The sequence below is a fragment of the Micromonospora sp. CA-248260 genome, assembly GCF_050942205.1.
Taxonomy (GTDB): domain Bacteria; phylum Actinomycetota; class Actinomycetes; order Mycobacteriales; family Micromonosporaceae; genus Micromonospora; species Micromonospora antibiotica.
Map to the genome: position 1 here is coordinate 1 of NZ_CP192022.1, position 15,983 is coordinate 15,983.

Annotated in this window: 13 protein-coding genes and 1 pseudogene; 7 read left to right on the forward strand and 7 right to left on the reverse strand. The window is 70.3% G+C overall.

The genetic code is table 11. From position 1 onward, the window contains the following. Both ACQP2H_RS31635 and ACQP2H_RS31640 read left to right on the forward strand, forming a co-directional pair. The gene (locus ACQP2H_RS31635; protein WP_433233921.1) at positions 1-894 is read left to right on the forward strand and encodes a PIN domain-containing protein; all 894 of its coding nucleotides are present in this window, start codon (positions 1-3) and stop codon (positions 892-894) included. Next, a complete protein-coding gene (locus tag ACQP2H_RS31640) occupies positions 894-1,385 on the forward strand; it encodes a hypothetical protein (RefSeq protein ID WP_433233924.1) in 492 nt (163 codons plus the stop codon). Before ACQP2H_RS31635 ends, ACQP2H_RS31640 begins: the two co-directional genes overlap by 1 nt. A 244-nt stretch (positions 1,386-1,629) precedes the next feature. Here the strand turns inward: ACQP2H_RS31640 and ACQP2H_RS31645 are convergent, their stop codons facing one another. The 3 genes from ACQP2H_RS31645 to ACQP2H_RS31655 form a co-directional block, all read right to left on the reverse strand. Then, positions 1,630-1,884 carry a hypothetical protein gene (locus ACQP2H_RS31645; protein ID WP_208567052.1) on the reverse strand — a complete coding sequence of 85 codons (255 nt, stop codon included), beginning with the start codon at positions 1,882-1,884 and terminating at the stop codon, positions 1,630-1,632. A 635-nt stretch (positions 1,885-2,519) separates the two neighbouring features. Then, positions 2,520-8,285: a DEAD/DEAH box helicase family protein gene (locus ACQP2H_RS31650; RefSeq protein WP_433233989.1), complete on the reverse strand. Its 5,766-nt coding sequence runs from the start codon at positions 8,283-8,285 to the stop codon at positions 2,520-2,522. Positions 8,286-8,425: 140 nt separating this feature from the next. Next, a complete protein-coding gene (locus tag ACQP2H_RS31655) occupies positions 8,426-8,854 on the reverse strand; it encodes a TnpV protein (protein ID WP_433233992.1) in 429 nt (142 codons plus the stop codon). A 506-nt stretch (positions 8,855-9,360) separates the two neighbouring features. Between ACQP2H_RS31655 and ACQP2H_RS31660 the strand changes: the two genes are divergently transcribed. Beyond that, positions 9,361-9,597: a hypothetical protein gene (locus ACQP2H_RS31660; RefSeq protein WP_433233998.1), complete on the forward strand. Its 237-nt coding sequence runs from the start codon at positions 9,361-9,363 to the stop codon at positions 9,595-9,597. On the opposite strand, the pseudogene ACQP2H_RS31665 reads toward ACQP2H_RS31660, so the two are convergent. From ACQP2H_RS31665 to ACQP2H_RS31675, 3 genes and pseudogenes are all read right to left on the reverse strand, one after another. After that, positions 9,561-10,085 (reverse strand): annotated as a pseudogene (locus ACQP2H_RS31665) (hypothetical protein); the annotation flags it as partial. The gene ACQP2H_RS31660 and the pseudogene ACQP2H_RS31665 overlap by 37 nt on opposite strands. Continuing rightward, a complete protein-coding gene (locus ACQP2H_RS31670) occupies positions 10,082-10,297 on the reverse strand; it encodes a hypothetical protein (RefSeq protein WP_433233928.1) in 216 nt (71 codons plus the stop codon). The gene ACQP2H_RS31670 and the pseudogene ACQP2H_RS31665, both read right to left, overlap by 4 nt. Positions 10,298-10,772: 475 nt before the next feature. Next, the gene (locus tag ACQP2H_RS31675) at positions 10,773-11,042 is read right to left on the reverse strand and encodes a recombinase family protein (RefSeq protein WP_421481144.1); all 270 of its coding nucleotides are present in this window, start codon (positions 11,040-11,042) and stop codon (positions 10,773-10,775) included. 136 nt (positions 11,043-11,178) lie between these two features. Here ACQP2H_RS31675 and ACQP2H_RS31680 point away from each other — a divergent pair, with 136 nt between their 5' ends. The 4 genes from ACQP2H_RS31680 (at position 11,179) to ACQP2H_RS31695 (ending at position 13,077) form a co-directional block, all read left to right on the forward strand. Beyond that, positions 11,179-11,778 (forward strand): hypothetical protein, encoded by a 600-nt coding sequence (locus ACQP2H_RS31680; protein ID WP_433233931.1) that lies wholly within the window; start codon positions 11,179-11,181, stop codon positions 11,776-11,778. A 78-nt stretch (positions 11,779-11,856) separates the two neighbouring features. Next, positions 11,857-12,351, forward strand: a complete 495-nt coding sequence (locus ACQP2H_RS31685) for a hypothetical protein (RefSeq protein ID WP_433233934.1) — start codon at positions 11,857-11,859, stop codon at positions 12,349-12,351. 58 nt (positions 12,352-12,409) lie between these two features. Continuing rightward, positions 12,410-12,661: a hypothetical protein gene (locus ACQP2H_RS31690; RefSeq protein ID WP_357768252.1), complete on the forward strand. Its 252-nt coding sequence runs from the start codon at positions 12,410-12,412 to the stop codon at positions 12,659-12,661. Continuing rightward, positions 12,658-13,077, forward strand: a complete 420-nt coding sequence (locus ACQP2H_RS31695; RefSeq protein ID WP_433233939.1) for a hypothetical protein — start codon at positions 12,658-12,660, stop codon at positions 13,075-13,077. The genes ACQP2H_RS31690 and ACQP2H_RS31695 overlap by 4 nt, the downstream gene beginning before the upstream one ends. Before the next feature lie 256 nt (positions 13,078-13,333). On the opposite strand, the gene ACQP2H_RS31700 is transcribed toward ACQP2H_RS31695, so the two are convergent. Further along, on the reverse strand, positions 13,334-15,850 hold the full coding sequence (locus ACQP2H_RS31700) for a tetratricopeptide repeat protein (RefSeq protein ID WP_433233995.1): 2,517 nt from the start codon (positions 15,848-15,850) through the stop codon (positions 13,334-13,336). Positions 15,851-15,983: the final 133 nt, after the last annotated feature.

Here is a 15,983-nt window from a genome sequence, read left to right on the forward strand (position 1 = left end):
GTGCTGATCACCCCCGTCCCCGGCGTCAATGCCGAAACACTCAGGTGGACCCTGACGAACGTCCGCAATTCGCTTACCAAGGTGCAGCCCTCCGGTCCAGAGCGGGCAGCCGAGCGGGCCTGCCGCTACCTGGAATGGGTCCACGAGGCCCGTCGGCTCCTTCGTGGGCAGATCCGGCCCGCTGAACTGGAGTATCTACTCCCGAGCCAGGATTACGAGGTTGTGCTAGCAGCGATCGCCGCACACGCCGCCTCCAATCACCTCGCCAGCGAACGGGTATTCAACGGCCTGATCGCTACGCAGCTGGACGAGAGGGGCGGAGCGTTCGACGCCGCGCTCAGCGACCTGGATAAGCAAATCAAACGATTTCAGCAGCAGCGGGACGCTGAACTCGTCGTGCTCGACACCAACATCTACATGCACCACCCGCAGAAGCTGGGGGACATCGACCTCGCGGGCGAGCTGCGCCTCGGCAACGCCGACATCCACATCCTCGTACCCCTGGTCGTGATCGACGAACTAGACAAGGGCAAGCGGGCCGGCGGAGACAGGGGGTACCGCGCCGCGTACGCCGTTTCGTACATCGACAAGATCGCGCAAGCTGGCGGCAGGATCCATGCCGGGCACTCGTCCAGTGAGGGGCACCCTCGGGGGAAGGTCACCGTCGAGGTTGTGCTCGATCCACCTGGGCACGCGCGACTGCCAAACAACGATGACGAGATCGTCGCCCGCGCCGTCGACATCCAAACCCTCGCTGGTCGGCCGATCCGGCTGGTCACCTACGACGTGAAGATGAGGATGCGGGGCCGTGACGCCGGCTTGCGGGTCGACAAGCTCGAAGAGCCGGAGAAGGACGAGAAGCCGTCGCGGCGACGTCGCAGGGACGCGGATTGATGGCTGACGACGATGCGACGCCCGTCGTCGCGCTGAGCGCGAAGCCCAGCAGCACCAGAGGGAGCAAGAGAAGCACGGTGGTCCTCTACACCGTGGTGCATCGCTTGGACATTGCCACCGTGATCGCTCTGCACGCCTTCACGCTCTGCACCGCTGGACACCTGACGTGGACCATAAACAAGCCGGATGGACGGCGCGACGCCGACTCTGGTGAGCAGATCGCCGTTGGCGAGATCAGAACGGTTTGGACAGCGGAGGACTGGAGGGGTAGGGGAATCGCAGAAGGCATGTACCGCCAAGCGATGGAAGTGGCGGCGAGGGCCGGCTGGCCGATGATCATCGATCACAATCCGCAACGCACACCTGACGGAGATGCGTGGGCCGCGAAGGTGGGAGGCTACAGGCCGCCGCTGGAGCCGGTGAGGTCGACCGCCCAGACGGAGGTGGCGTTCTCGATCCTTGAGGCGCCGGGCGGCGAAGGGCACATCTGACCTGATCCCGTCATGACGTGCTCTATCGCGACCAGGACGCGAGACGAAGTCATGAGAGAGGTGGGGGCGGCGTCCGCAACGCCTCCGCGCGTAGTCCCCAGGCCAGCGGGCATCTTCGCCTGGCTCCCCCGGGTTGCCCCCGGCTCCCCGGCTCCGCGGCCAGAAGAGGCCGAACGGCGGGTTGTTGATGATGACGTTGGCGAAGTTGCCGGGGCCGGAGGTCATCTCCGGCCCCGGCACCGTGCTAGCTGCGTCTCCTGGCGGGCCTCCTCCGCAGCGCCACGACGATGCCGCTGATCGCTGCGCCCCCGACCGCGCCAATGGTCGGTATCGCCACGGGTGCCACACTCCCCACGTCGTCGCCGCTGAGCTTGACGATGTAGGCGAGCGCCCCGATGGACAGCACCACGACCAGCACAAGCGCCCCGATCAGGGCGTTTTCCGTGCCGCCGCTCTCGCCGGGCTGGTGCCGCCCGGCTCCTCTCGTTACCGTGGTCACGTGTTGTCGTTCCTCCTGTAGTTGGTCCTTGCCTCGGACATGTGGTGGACGCGACCGTAAAAGGCGGCCCCCGGGATTGCAGCCCGGGGGACCCGCCGCCTTGACCTGGACAACCAGTCTCGGTCGCTCCGTGCAGAGACAGTACCGAGCGGACAGGACAGCCTTCCACCAATCGCCGTCCGGAACTTGTCCGGAAACTATTTGCCGAAGACTGTGCGCTCAGGCGGGACAGCGGCGGCGGGATGCCTCAAACAGCTGACGGTGCCCCACCTCAACTGGCAGACGACAGGACGTCTTCTCCGCCAGGAGAACCGCCCCCAGGGCCACTGGATAAGTCATTTCCAGCGAGAAGATGGAGGTCCGGGGCCTGCTCTGGCCGGGGGTTCGAACCGAGCTACAAGACCTGCCAGCACTCTGCGGAAGTTGCTGCCCCCTGAGTGGAGACGTCGATGCTCTGCTGTCTCCGGCGGAGAGGAGCCGTCTTCTCTAGGTTGACGATCATGCCTCGGATGGACATGTCCACCCGAGGCCACTTCACGTGGTGAAGTTGCCCCGGCCTGCGCACCGGTGAGCAGTCCAACCCAGGCTCGCCGCACATGCTCGGAGGCCCGTTGGTCTGGAAACGTCGGACAGGCCTACCGGGCGGACTCAGGCTCAACTGTCGGTGAGGTTCGGCGGGCTACCGGCACTGGGGGCTGCGCTGCGGCCGACGTCGATGCGGCGGTGGCTGACGGGAACGCGATGGCCGTCACCGTCGCGGCTGCCGCCCCAGCAGGGGATGGCGTGGGGTTGGCCGGCGGTTCGGGTTCCGTCCGGGTCTTGGCGTAGACGTAGTGCTGGATGACGGTGCGCAGGTCGTCGACCAGGTGGTCACCGGCGGCGGCCAGCTTGGCCAGCCGGGCGGGGGCGTCGGCCAGTTGTGCGGTGATGGCTGGGCTGAAGGTCTGGGCGAAGCGGTTCGTGTCGCCGGCTTGGGCGGCGGCGCTGAGGTCGGGGTTCGTGCAGAGGCGGGTGGTGGCCTGGTTGAGCCAGATCCGTTCGTCGCGGGTGAGTGCCGCTGCGAGCGCTGGTACCCGGGTGCGGATCTCGTTGTCGGTGAGCAGGATCCGGGGTGCTTCGCTCGGGCCGGATCGGTCGGGGCGGGGGCTGGCCGTGGCCGTCCCGGCTGTGGGTGCCGGGGTGGCTCGGACCGTGTCGTGGACGGCTTGGCGTGCGGCGTTGAACAGGCTCGCGCGCCAGTCGGGGTCGTCGCATCGTAGGAAGATCGCTACGGACAGGTTGGGCTCGTTTGGGTCGCCGAGCATGGTGGTGAGTGCCCTGTCGAAGGTGGCGGCGAACGCGGCGACGTCGTCGTGGGCGCGGGCGTCGGCTTGCACCGTGCCGGCGTTGGCGACGCGGTCGATGCGGGCGTTGAGCCAGGCGTGTTCGTCGTCGGTGAGGCTGTCGCGTACCTGGTCGGGCATCCAGGCGTCGTCGAGGGTGACGGGTACGGCCGGTGCGGTGGTGGTGCTGACCGGGACGGAGTCGAGGTCGGCGATCGCGTCGACGGCGGCGGACACGGCCCGCATTCGGCGGCGGGTGCTGACGAGTTCGTCGTGGCGGGCGAAGGGCTGGCCGAGTTGGGCGCGGGCCCGCTCGATCTCTTCCCGTTGGCCGGCGATGTTGGCGACGAGCTGGCCGCGTCGGGTCTCCAGGGAGGCGAGGTGGTGTTCGAGGCGGCGGATCAGGCCGGTAGCGTCACCGGTGGTCGCGTCGGTCAGTGACAGTTGCGTGGTCATGCCGGAGTCGTTGTTGACGGTCAGGGAGACCAGGACTCCGTCGCGGCCGTTCCAGATCGTCGCCGTGATGTCGAAGCCTCCCAGCGTGGCCAGCGGCACCCGGTCGCGTTGCTCGGTGGAGCCGAGGCCGGCGGACGCGGCGGTGAGGGCGTGTTGCAGAGCGCGGCCGGCGTCGGGTCGCTTGTCGAGGTGGTGGCCGGCCACGGTCATCCGGAACTTGTCCCCGCGTACGTCCTGGCGTTGGGCGATCGTCTGGTCTAGGGCGTCGACGCGCCGCTCGTCGACGGCGATCCACTGGTGCAGCTCCCGGATCTGCCTCTCCAGGGCGGCGTGGGTGTTGTGGTGGGATCGGTTGGCCCGTTCCAGCCGGGCCAGCTCCATCCCCAACTCTTCCTTCTCGATGAGCAGCGGGTTGCCGGTGGCGATGGCCTTGATCTGGTGGGCCTGGAGGGTCTCGTCGGAGACGTCCTCGATCTCTCGGGCGACGGTGCCGCGCATCATCTGGTCGATGAAGCCGCCCTTGCGGGCGACGGTCTGCCAACTGAAGGCGTCGAAGGAGCCGGTGACGACGTACCGGTAGATGCTGACCTCGGCGTTCTGGTTGCCCTGGCGCATGATGCGGCCGTCTCGCTGGGTGATGTCGGCCGGCCGCCATGGGCAGTCGAGGTGGTGCAGGGCGACGGCCCGGTTCTGGATGTTGGTGCCGGTGCCCATCCGGCCGGTCGAGCCGATGAGCACGGACACGTCGCCGTTGCGGCAGGCGGCGAACAGGTTCGCCTTCTCCTTGTCGCTGCCGGCCTCATGGATGAACCGGACGGCGTCGCGGGGCATCCCCAGGTCGACCAGCCGGTCGCGCAGCGCCTCATACGCGGTCCACCGGTCCGGGTCCTTCTTCGGGGTGCCCAGGTCGCAGAACACGATCTGCAGGGCGCCCGGTGTCGGGTGCTCGACCGGGTTGGCGGCGTCCGGGTCGACCAGGTAGCGGGTGTCGCGGTGTGCCTGCCAGATCTCGGCGATGTTGCGGGCCGCCACGTCGATCTTCCCCGGGGTGTCCTGGGCCATGCCGAGTAGCCGCAGGTCCAGCGACGCGGCCCGTGCCTCGCCGGAGATCTTCAGGATGTTGTCGATCTCCCGGTCGCGGGGGTGGTTGCGGCACCACTCGACCCGGTCGTCGAGGGTGGCGATGAAGTCGACCAGCTCGGGTGCGGGGTCGATGGGGATGACGTGCGGGGCGCGGTGGCCGTCGGCGTTGACGGTCAGCAGCGGGGTGGGTAGTTGCAGGTCGTCGGGGGTGCGGATGTCGCCGAAGGTGCGCAGCATCAGCGACAGCTCGGCGGCGTTGGTGTACTTCGCCAGCCGGGACTTGGTCTGGAAGCCGCTGCCGGTGGGTGAGATCTCCACCGACGTGACGACCTTGCCGAACACCGACGCCCAGGTGTCGAAGTCCATGGTGCCGGTGGCTTCGAGCAGGTCCGGGCGCAGGTGCCGGGTGACGACGTATAGCTCCCGCACGCTGTTGGCGATCGGGGTGGCGGTGGCCCCGCACACCACTCGCTGCCCGTAGCGGCGGCGCAGGAAGTCGAGCTTGGCGCGGAAGTCGATCGCCCGGTTCGAGCCGTCGTTGCTGGCGTCGGCGATGCTCGACACGATCGTGTCGTTCTTCAGGTCGTGCCACTCGTCGCGGAACACGAAGTCGACGCCGGTCTGGTCGAACGTCACGCCGGGGTCGGTCGGCTTGTCGAACTTCGCCTTGATCTTCTCTTCCGTGCGGAGCAGGGAGGCTTGGAGTCGCTTGACGGCGGCGTTGCGGCCCGGGTCCTCGCCGTTGGCGACGGCCTGGGCGTGCGCCCGTTCGATCTTCTGTCGGAGGTCTTTCAGCTCCCCATCGAGGAAGCGGCGCTGCTCGTCGTCGGACAGCCGCAGCGTCTCGAAGAACGACGCGGCCATGATGACGGTGTCCCAGTTGCCGGTGGCGCAGCGGGCCACGAACCGTTGCCGGCGGGCGGCGCTGGTGTCGTCCTGTCCGGCGGCCAGGACCCGGGCCTGCGGGTAGATCTGGAGGAACTCCCGGGAGAACTGTTCGAGCAGGTGCGTCGGGACGACGATGGCGGGTTTGTTGACCAGCCCGAGGCGTTTGAGTTCCATCGCGCCTATCGCCATGACGGCGGTCTTGCCCGCGCCGACGCAGTGGAACAGGCCCACCCCGGGTTCGTTGACGATCCGGGTGACCGCCTCGATCTGGTGCGGGCGGGGCTTGAACTCCACCGAGATGCCGGGCAGGCTGCGCCGCACGCCGACGTAGCTGCGGGGGACGTGGGCGTTGAACATCCGGTTGTAGGTGGCCGCGATCCGGGCGGCCCGCTCGGGTTCCTCCCACACCCAGGACTCGAACCGTTCCTCCAGCTCGACGGCCTTGGCCTGCGCGGCGGCGGTCGCGTCCACGTCGAACGCCCGCTTGCCCTCCTCGACCTCGTAGAACACCCGGATCGGGGTCTTGGTCAGCAGCCGTTGCGCAAGTTCCGGAGCGGACATGCCGGCGGTGCCCCAGGTCGACCGGGCGAGGACCCCGGTCCGGCTGCCCTTGACCTGCCAGTCCGATCCGCCGGGGTGCGTCACCCTCAGCCGCGGATCCCGCAGGATCTCCTGGAGGAACGCCTGCACGTCCTGGTAGTCGATGAACGGGGCGCCGAAGGACACCATGATCTCGCCGGGGCCGACGTCGCGGGGCAGGACCCGTTGCAGCGCGCGGACGTTGACCTCGAACCTCGGGTCGTCCTCGGCGGCGATCAGCGCCTGGTCGAGCTTGGCGCGGACGTTGTCGGACAGGTACGCGGCGGCTTCGACCGGCCGGCCGGTGGCGGGATCGTCGTAGACCAGCTCACCGAGGGCTTCCCGGGCCTGGATCTCGTCGACGCCGAGTAGCCGGGCGATCTCCGGCAGGAGCACCGCGCCGTGGTCGTCGAGGCAGATCGCCAGCGCGTCTTCGGGGCTGTCGGCGCCCAGGCGGGCCGCCCGGGGCAGGATGACCCGCTTGCTGAAGATGTCCGCCTTGGTAGCGGTGCGGGTGTCGTCGTTGAAGTTCTCCAGGGCGAACACCGTGGCGGCGTACGGGTCGATTCCGCGGAATCCGGCGAGCTGGGGGTAGTTGCGGTACAGCTTCGGCTGGCCGGTTTCCTCGTCGAGGATCGTCTCCAGCTCACCGGTGGTCTTGTTGCGCTGCCGGCGGGTGTAGGTGTCGTAGCGGTTGAGGTACCCGTACTGCGCGACGTAGGCGTCGTAGAGGGTGTTGAGGCGGATCCGCAGGAACGCCGCCGAGCCGGCCGGGGGCCCGTCGGGGTGCTCGTCGCCGTCGTCCAGCGACGACGACTCCGCGCGCAGCAGCGCCGTCACGGTGTCGCGCAGCAGCAGCAACGCCCGCAGTTCGTCGGCCTGGGTGGCGGGCACCTTGTGCTCGACGACCTGACCGGCCATGACGGTGGTGAACGTGCCGTCGTCGAGCGCTTCGAGGTGGCCCTCTTCGCGGCCGACGGCGGCCAGGACCGCGACCGGCGCGGCCGGACCGGCCTCGACGCGGGGAGTCAGGGTCAACCCGGCGAGGCGAGCCTCATCGACCACCTCACCCAGGACCCGGGCCAGGTCGGCGGCGGTGTCGCCGGACCCGGTGACGACCAGGTCCTGTGCGCCGTGGGCACCCCGGCCGACGGACAGGTCCCCGAGGACCCGGTCGGGCCGGTTGGCGAAGAACTCGTTGACGTGGACGGTGTCACCGCCGGGGACGTCGATCTCCCGGGTCTGCTCCCAGGCCATCCCCGCCTGATCCTGGCCGGGCTCCCGGCGGCGCAGGATCAGCAGGTCGGTGACGACCTTGGTGCCGGCGGCGTCCTCGTGTGCGCCGGTCGGCAGCCGCACGGCGGCCACCAGGTCCGCCACCGCGGCCATCTCCCGCCGGGCGGCCGGGTTCGCGGCGTCCATGGTGTAGCGGGACGTCAGCGCCACCACCAGCCCACCGGGCCGGGTCAGGTGCAGGCTCTTGATCAGGAAGTGGTTGTGGATCGAGTGCTTACCCGGGTTGTATCGCCGGTCGGCCAGCGCGAAGGCCCCGAACGGCACGTTGCCGATCGTCAGGTCGAACGTCGCGGCCGGCGCGCGGGTGTCCGCGAACGACTCGGTGCGGATGGTGGCGTGGGGGTAGAGCGCGGCGGCGATCCCGGCGGTGACCGGTTCCACCTCGACCCCGACCATCCGGGCGTTGCCGGGCGCCAGGCCGATGAAGGTGCCCGGCCCGCAGCCCGGTTCCAGCACGTCGCCGCCGTCGAACCCGAGGGCGGTGACCGCGTCCCAGATGGCTCGGACGTACGCCGCGTCGGTGTAGTGCGCGTTCAGGGTGTTGCGTTCGGCCGCCGCGTACTCCCGCTCGTCGAGCAACTGCCGCAGTTCCTCGCGGGCCGCCGCGAACCGTTCGTGGTTGCGGTGCTCGGTGCGACCCTCGAACACCCCCGGCACCGCACCCCACCCCGACCAGCGGGCCAGCACCGCCTGTTCCTCGGCGGTGGCCGGCCGGTCCTCGGCCTGGAGCGTCCGCAGGGTCCGCAGCGCGGCGAGGTTCGCGGTGAGCCGGGCCACCTCACCCCGGGGGGCAAGGTCCCCTTGCCCCCTCGGGGTGAACGACACCGGCCGGTCCGGATCAGGCGTCGTGGCTGGTGGCTGCGTCTGCGGTGGCGGGCCCGGTTCGGCCGGCTCAACCGGCGCGGCCGGTTCGGGGTCTAGCTGCGGGCGGGCGGGTCGCTGTCGTCGTTCATCGCGGCTTCCTGCTCCGCGATCTCCTGCCACCGCGGGTCGGTCGGGTCCTCCACCATCGGGATCCAGTCCTGATCCGTCTGCGGTGACGGGTTCGGCGTCGTCGGCGGTCTGGTCTCGTTCGTCTCCGGGTCGATCAGGATCAGCTCCGGCAGCACCTGTTCCTCGGCCGCCATCCGGGCTTCGTTCAGCCGGCCCAGCTTGTCGAGGTACCCCTCGCCGGTCGGGTCCGGGCCGGCGAGTTTCCTCGTCAGGTCCTCGATCTGGTGCAGCGCCTGATCCCCCAAAGTCGAGAAGAAGCTGTTCAGGTCCGTCCCGTCGGCTATCAACGCCGCGTACCGGTTCGGTAGGTACGTCTGCCAGTGCCTCTGGGCTTGCGCCCCGTACCGGTTCATCGTCTGCGGGCTCCTCTGGTGCTGCGGTCGGCTGGTCGGCGGTGACAGCGCCGACCGGCGGGCCGGTCGTGGTCGCCGCGCCGTCGAGGACCGCCGGCACCGGTGCCGGGACGGCGGTCTGCTCGGTCACGGCCGGCGGGGGCGCTGCCGGCGTCGGATCGACGGGAACGCCGAGCCGGCCGGCGGCGTATGCGGCCAACGGGCCGGCGACGTCGGCCGGCTGACCGTGCAGCATCGCGCGGATCGACTGCGCGGCGGCCTCCCGGCCCGCCGCGGTGGTGAACGTGCGGACGGCCCAGTCGACGCGGGCGGTGACCACGACCTCCACCAGCGGCCAGGTGTCCTCGCCGCCAGCGGCGGCGGCCAGCACCGGCCCCGGCCGATCCGGGTGCCGAGTCACCGCCGGGTCGAGCACATGGAAAGCCCGCGCGGCGGAGCGACGCCCATCGGCGCTGCCGTCCTCGTCGACGACCACCGCGACGCCGGCCGCCGGGTCCGCCTGCGCGGTGAGCGCCGCGACCTGCGGCCCGGTCAACGCCGGCCCGCACGCGGCCACCACCAGCGGCGCACCCTCGCCGCGTTCGGCCAGGGCGATGGCCTCCAACGCGGTCCGCGCCACCACCGACCGGCCGGTGCGCTCAGGCTGCTCCGCGAGCCCGAACACCACCTCGGCCGGGCGGAACACCGCCGTGGCGGGGCTGTGCAGCACCGGCGCCACGTCCGGGACACCGGGCGGGGCGTAGCCGGCGAAGCCGACCACCGGCCGGTCCGGATCGCGGTGCTCGCGGATGCCGACCATCACTCGGTTACGGAACCGGTCGACCAGCTGCCCGCTGCGACCGGTCGCAGCGAGGCCGGACGCCCGGATCTCCACATCGGTGAAGCCCTGCCGCCGCAGCTCGTTAACCAGCGCGGCCGGCCGGTCCGGCGCGTACCCCACCGCCCACCGCCCGTTGACCGGAACGCCCTGGGCGGCCAGCCACCGGGCCGGCGATGCCCCGTCGGGCCGGTCGAGTTGGGCCCGGTAGAACTCGGCCGCCGCGCCCTGGACGGCCAGGAGGCGTTGCCGCCGCGCGTCAGGGACCGTCGACAGGCGAGCCGGCCCGGCGACCTGAGCGGCCAGCGAGCCGGCCCGGCTGCGTAGCGCGGCGGTCCGGTCGACCGAGGCCGCCACACGCTCGGCAACCTCCCGCGCGGGTCGGGCCGCCGGCTGGTCCGGCGCGGCCGTCACGGTCGTCCGTCGTCAGGGTCGGTGGGCAGCAACCCCCGCGCCCGCAATGACTCGAACAGGCGTTGGTGGTGCTCCAGGGTGGCCGTCAGGTCGTCGATCTGCGATTGCAGGCCGGCGGCGAGACCGTCAGGCAGGTCCGCCGTGTCCGGCGCGGCCATCGGTACAGCGGCATCGTCAGCCATCGCTCCCCCAGGTGATCGCTTGATCACCACCGTAGTCAGGATGTCGAGCGAGATCGACCCCTGGGCAGGCTCGCGGGACGCTTCCGGCGGTGCCCCATGCCAGCAGACGCCGCGCCAGCGCCGGCACCGCCGAGGGGGTGATGCCGCGGAATCACCAACAGCGGCAGCGAGAGCAGCCCAGAGACGCGGACCCGGAACCGGGCCGCCGATGGTCGCGCTTGCCAACATCGACGCCTCCGGCGGGGCCTCTCTCGGAGATCCGGCAGGGACCGCAATCGCCAGGTGGGTGAGTGGTCACCCAGGGGTGGGATCTCCCCGCGCCGGCCGCCCAGAGGGCTACCAGACCGGCTCGGGGACGGCCAGGCCAAGCCGCTTCGCGGTCGGCTACGCCGAGCCTGGCCGTCCCCGAGCCGGCCCGGTCGATCGGAGATCGGCCGACACGAGGAGATCCCACCCCCGCCCCGGGCGTCCGCGCGGGCAAGCCCGCAAACCCCGCCCACCGGGCCTACGCCGACCCCTGCGCGTCGTGACGGTCGAGCACGTACTTGACGCTGCTCTTGGCCCACGTCCCCTTCCCGGACGGCGTTGGCACCTGCTCGCTGTTCAGCGTCGCGGCGATCGCGGCCAGCGACAGCCCCTCGTCCCGCAACTGCACCGCCCGGGTGGCCGAGGGCGGCAACGGCGCAGGCGGTCGACCCAACCGCACGCCCCGCTCCCGGGCCGCCGCCATCCCTGCCGACACCTCGGGCCGGCGCATCTCCGATTCGCTGCTCATGCCCACAGCGTACGGCAAAAAGGTACAGACAAAGGTCCCTGGAAAGAGCTTTTTCTATACCTTTTCCTGTACGATAGAGGGGTGCGGACCGGCCAGCCAAAACCCCTCAGTCAGGCACGTCGAAGGGACCGAGAACATGACCTTCCCCATCCGGCCCGCCCAGCTCGCACCGGTACGCGTCGGACGCGGCACGGCCGTGCACCTGGGCAGCCTCAGCAGCATCATGGGCCCCGACCGCAGCGTCCGCTACGTCGCGGCCTGGTGCGGGGCCAGCGGCACCGGCGACAACGTCCGTGTCGGCGAACCCCTCACCGAGCCCATCACCTGCCGCACCTGCCTGCGCGTCCAGCCGCGCCTGATCGAGCTGATCAACGCGAGCCTGACCGGCGAGCCCACCACCCTGCCCCACACCGGCATGGTCGTCCCCCACGCCAAGCTGCACGTCAGCGACATGCGCCGCGTCCCCGGCACCGGAGGCACCCGCGCCCGGCTCATGCTCGGCGAGCACTTCATCGGCTACATCACCAGCACCGTGCGCTTCCAGCCCATCCACGGCACCTCGATCGGCACCGCCGACCTCGACGGATACGCGGCCGACTGCCGCACGGCCAACGGCCGGACGGTCAACGTCAGCGACGTGCTCGGCGCCCTGGTCCGCGAGTACCAGATCGCCCAGCGGCACGCCGCCGCAGCCGCGCAGCCCGACCACAACGGCCGCGTCACCCAGCCGCACTGAGGCCACACCCGTGCCCCAGGCCGCCACCCGGCCTGGGGCGCGGCCGCCCAAGAGCCAGCCACCACGCGGGAGAACACCATGACCAATCACCGGGCCGACGCCCGCACCATCCTCGCCACCGCCACCCCGGCCACCCACCGCCCGCTGCTGGCCTGGGCCGTCGGGATCAGCGCACACGGTCACGCCGCCGACATCCTGACCTACTGGCGCACCCGAGACGCCCGGCAACTCGCCCCCGAGTACGCCGGCCAGACGTTGCCCGCGGGCCGGATGCTCCGCCTCGACCGAACCCGGATCGAGATCACCGACGGGAACCTCCACCAGCCGCTACGACTGAGCTGGTCCGATCTGGGCGCGGTCCTGGACGGCGGCCGGGTCACCAACGACCTGATCCACTGCTGCCAACAGGCCGTCATCGCCTGGCGTGATCACCCCTACGGATTCCGGGGTGCCGGCTGGGCCGCCGTCGTCGACGCCTGCTCCCGCGCCGGGGATGCCGTGTGGGCTGCCTGCCGTCCAATCGACCCCGGTGAGCAACTTGACCTGTTCGCCGGAATCGGCATCGAGGGCTGAGGCCAGGGGATCGGCACGGTAGCACCGCCGGTGCTACCGGCGGGGGTACGCTGCCACTATGACCGCGAAACGCTCCATCAGCGTCCCCGACGACGTCGCCGAATGGCTCGACGGCCAGCCCAACGTCAGCGCCGCCATCACCGCAGCCGTCCGCGCCCAGATGGCCGGCACCCAGGTCGACGAGGTGCTGCGCCGCGCCGGCATCGAGGTCACCGAGGCTGGCAAGGCCCGCTGGCGTGACCGTCTCTCCACCCCGATCCCGGACGACGCGCTCGCCGAGGGGCAGCGAATGCTCGACGAGGCCGCGTGAGCGACGACCAGGTCGCCGTGGTCCTGGACGCCACCGCCCTCGCCGCGTACGTCGACGGGCAGCTCGCCGTCGGCGAACTGATCGCCGAGGTCGCCGACGAAGAACGAACGGTGGGCGTGCCGGCCGCCTGCCTCGCTGCCGCCTACGCCGCCACCAGCAGCGAGGTCGGCACCGCCCTACTCACCCTGTTGACCACCACACCCGCCATCACCGTGCTGCCCCTCGGGGCCGAGCCCGGCGTGGACGACGCCCGCCAAGCCGGCGTCCTCGCCCGCGCCGCAGGCGGCGACATCGCCCTCGGGCACGCCGCCCGCGCGGCCATCGCCCACCAGGCCCACCTGGCCACCACCGACCCCAAGCCAGCCGCCGCCGTGCTGCCCGCCGGCTGGAGCATTCTCGACCTTAGCGAGGCGTAGATCGTCCTGTGGCCGAGGCCAAGCCCCACTGCTTTGCGCGCTTCCAACTCGGCATCGATCAGCCGCCCGTCGGTCAGCGCCGCATTGAGTGACCACCGTCCCTGGCTGGGTGGTCAGCGGCGGCAGCACCTGGCTGCGGGCGTTGAGCCAGTCCCGGGTGACCGTCCGCCGCTGGCGGGGCATAAATGGGCAGCGCGGATGGCACGGTCGCAGCTTTCCCACCTCGTGCAGGCCCGTCGCGATGCCATCCCAGGTGTTACCCCTCGGACTGCTCACCGTCGTCACGTTGTTCAAGCAGAACGCCCAGGTTGTACATCGCGTCGGTGTCGCCGGTGTCGGCTGCGCGCCGGAGCCACTGTTCCGCCTCCGCTCGGTGATCACCGCGCTGGGAAAGCAGAACGCCCAGGTTGTACATCGCGTCGGTATTGCCGGTGACGGCTGCGCGCCGATACCACTGTTCCGCCTCCTCTTGGCTGCCGCGCTGGGCAAGTAGAGCGCCCAGGTTGTTCATCGCGTCGGTGTGGCCGGTGTCGGCTGCGCGCCGGAGCCACTGTTCCGCCTCCGCTGGGTGATCACCGCGCTGGGCAAGTAGAGCGCCCAGGTTGTACATCGCGTCGGTGTCGCCGGTGTCGGCTGCGCGCCGGAGCCACTGTTCCGCCTCCTCCTGGCTGCCGCGCTGGGCAAGTAGAGCGCCCAGGTTGTACATCGCGCCGATGTGGCCGGTGTCGGCTGCGCGCCGGAGCCACTGTTCCGCCTCCTCCTGGCTGCCGCGCTGGGAAAGCAGAGCGCCCAGGTTGCTCATCGCGCCGATGTGGCCGGTGTCGGCTGCGCGCCGATACCACTGTTCCGCCTCCTCCTGGCTGCCGCGCTGGGCAAGTAGAGCGCCCAGGTTGCTCATCGCGCTGGTGTGGCCGGTGTCGGCTGCGCGCCGGAGCCACTGTTCCGCCTCCTCCTGGCTGCCGCGCTGGGAAAGCAAAACGCCCAGGTTGTACATCGCGCTGGTGTGGCCGGTGTCGGCTGCGCGCCGATACCACTGTTCCGCCTCCTCTTGGCTGCCGCGCTGGGCAAGTAGAGCGCCCAGGTTGTACATCGCGTCGGTGTCGCCGGTGTCGGCTGCGCGCCGGAGCCACTGTTCCGCCTCCTCCTGGCTGCCGCGCTGGGAAAGCAAAACGCCCAGGTTGCTCATCGCGCTGGTGTGGCCGGTGTCGGCTGCGCGCCGATACCACTGTTCCGCCTCCTCCTGGCTGCCGCGCTGGGAAAGCAGAGCGCCCAGGTTGCTCATCGCGCTGGTATGGCCGGTGTCGGCTGCGCGCCGGAGCCACTGTTCCGCCTCCGCTCGGTGATCACCGCGCTGGGAAAGCAGAACGCCCAGGTTGTACATCGCGTCGGTGTGGTCGGTGTCGGCTGCGCCACGCCACGCCTGTTCAGCGATGTCTAAGCGTTGGGTGAGATAGGCATGAGCGCCGATGGTGGCGGCTTGGGGGGTGGTGGCGATGGTGAGCAGGGTGTTCCAGAGCTGGTCGGGGACTGGGGTGGTGGCGAGGGGGCCCTGGCCGGTGGTGGTGCGGTCGAGGAGGTAGTCGGAGGCGGTGTAGGTGTCGTTCTCGTGGGGCAGGAGGCAGGAGCTAGCGCCGAGGACCCGTTCGCACGCCCATTGAAGTCCTTGAGTGATGGTGGGTAGGTCGGCGCGGTGTCTCCAGGCGGGGGACAGGTAGGGGCGGTAGAGCTTGGCGAGGATGTCGCGGGGGACGGGGGTGGTATAGCCGGCGCGGCGGCAGTCCACTGCGGCGCTGATGAGGGCGTGTCCGACCTCGAACGAGGGGCCGTCGCCGACCGACCAGCGGCGCATCATGGCCGGGCCGGCGGCGAGGTATTCGGCGAACCCGACCCCGGCGGTTAGCGCAGCCGTGATCCGGTCGTCGCCGGTGACCTCGGCGTCGGTGCGCTCGGAGTCGGTGAGGTGCTGACCGACCGGGATGCGGCGTCGGCCGCGGATCTGGGCTACCAGTTTCGCTGCGGCCTCGTCCAGCCCGGCCGTGATGAGTTCCTGGCCTTGACCGCCTCGGGTAGCGGCGTGGTCAAGGCGGGATAGTTCCTCGTCGCGGATCGTGGCCACCACCACCACGTCGGCTCGCCCGGAGGGGCACAGACGTTGAAGTAGCGCCTGGTCGATGCCTCCGGGGGTGAGGAAGCACTCCAGGTCGTCGAGCCACACGACCGCATCCCTGATCGGGTAGCCAGCCTCGACCACATCTCTCAGCGCCCCTGCGTACGCCGGGGTGAGTAGCTGGTGGTGCGGGCGGAGGCGGTGGATGGCCTCGAACGCGCTGCGGCTCTTGCCGGCGGCTGCCTTGCCGTGTAGCAGCACGATCCCGCCTTCGGCGATGGCCCATTCCAGGTCATCGTCACCGGTGCGGGGAACGTAGGGAGGGAGGTCCTGGTCATGGCGGTCGGTGGTGTCGATAGCGGGCTTGACGCCCAGGTCCAGCGGGTCGACCTGCTTCACCAACGGCGGCTGTCCATCGTCGCGGAGGTGCAGTAGGCACCCGAGAGGTACGGACTCAGTCGGGCTGGCCGTGCCGGGTTTCTTGCCTGATCGCGTCGTGAACCAGCTGACTATCAGCCCTGCGGCTCCGAGGAGCCCGAAAACAATGCTGGTGATCTTCTCAGCCCGGTCCAGCCCTTGCTTCACCAGGAAGTACACCACCGGGACAACGACTGCGACCGAGGAGAGCAGTAACACGATCTGGCGGAGTCGTCGCCGCGCCAACATGAAGGCCACACGTCATTCTGAAGGTGACCGGCAAGAAGCGCAGACCCGCCATCTCACCCAAGCCAGTCCACCCATCAGCTGAGAGCATTCTCGACCTCAGCCAGGCGTAGACGGCGTGCTCGTCTTCTTCCGG

Bases quoted from the DNA above. Each gene is read 5' to 3' on its own strand.
- ACQP2H_RS31655 (WP_433233992.1), bottom strand. From the start codon at position 8,854: ATGAACCGGTACGGGGCGCAAGCCCAGAGGCACTGGCAGACGTACCTA.
- ACQP2H_RS31640 (WP_433233924.1), top strand. From the start codon at position 894: ATGGCTGACGACGATGCGACGCCCGTCGTCGCGCTGAGCGCGAAGCCC.
- ACQP2H_RS31700 (WP_433233995.1), bottom strand. From the start codon at position 15,850: ATGTTGGCGCGGCGACGACTCCGCCAGATCGTGTTACTGCTCTCCTCG.
- ACQP2H_RS31675 (WP_421481144.1), bottom strand. From the start codon at position 11,042: ATGAGCAGCGAATCGGAGATGCGCCGGCCCGAGGTGTCGGCAGGGATG.
- ACQP2H_RS31680 (WP_433233931.1), top strand. From the start codon at position 11,179: ATGACCTTCCCCATCCGGCCCGCCCAGCTCGCACCGGTACGCGTCGGA.
- ACQP2H_RS31690 (WP_357768252.1), top strand. From the start codon at position 12,410: ATGACCGCGAAACGCTCCATCAGCGTCCCCGACGACGTCGCCGAATGG.
- ACQP2H_RS31685 (WP_433233934.1), top strand. From the start codon at position 11,857: ATGACCAATCACCGGGCCGACGCCCGCACCATCCTCGCCACCGCCACC.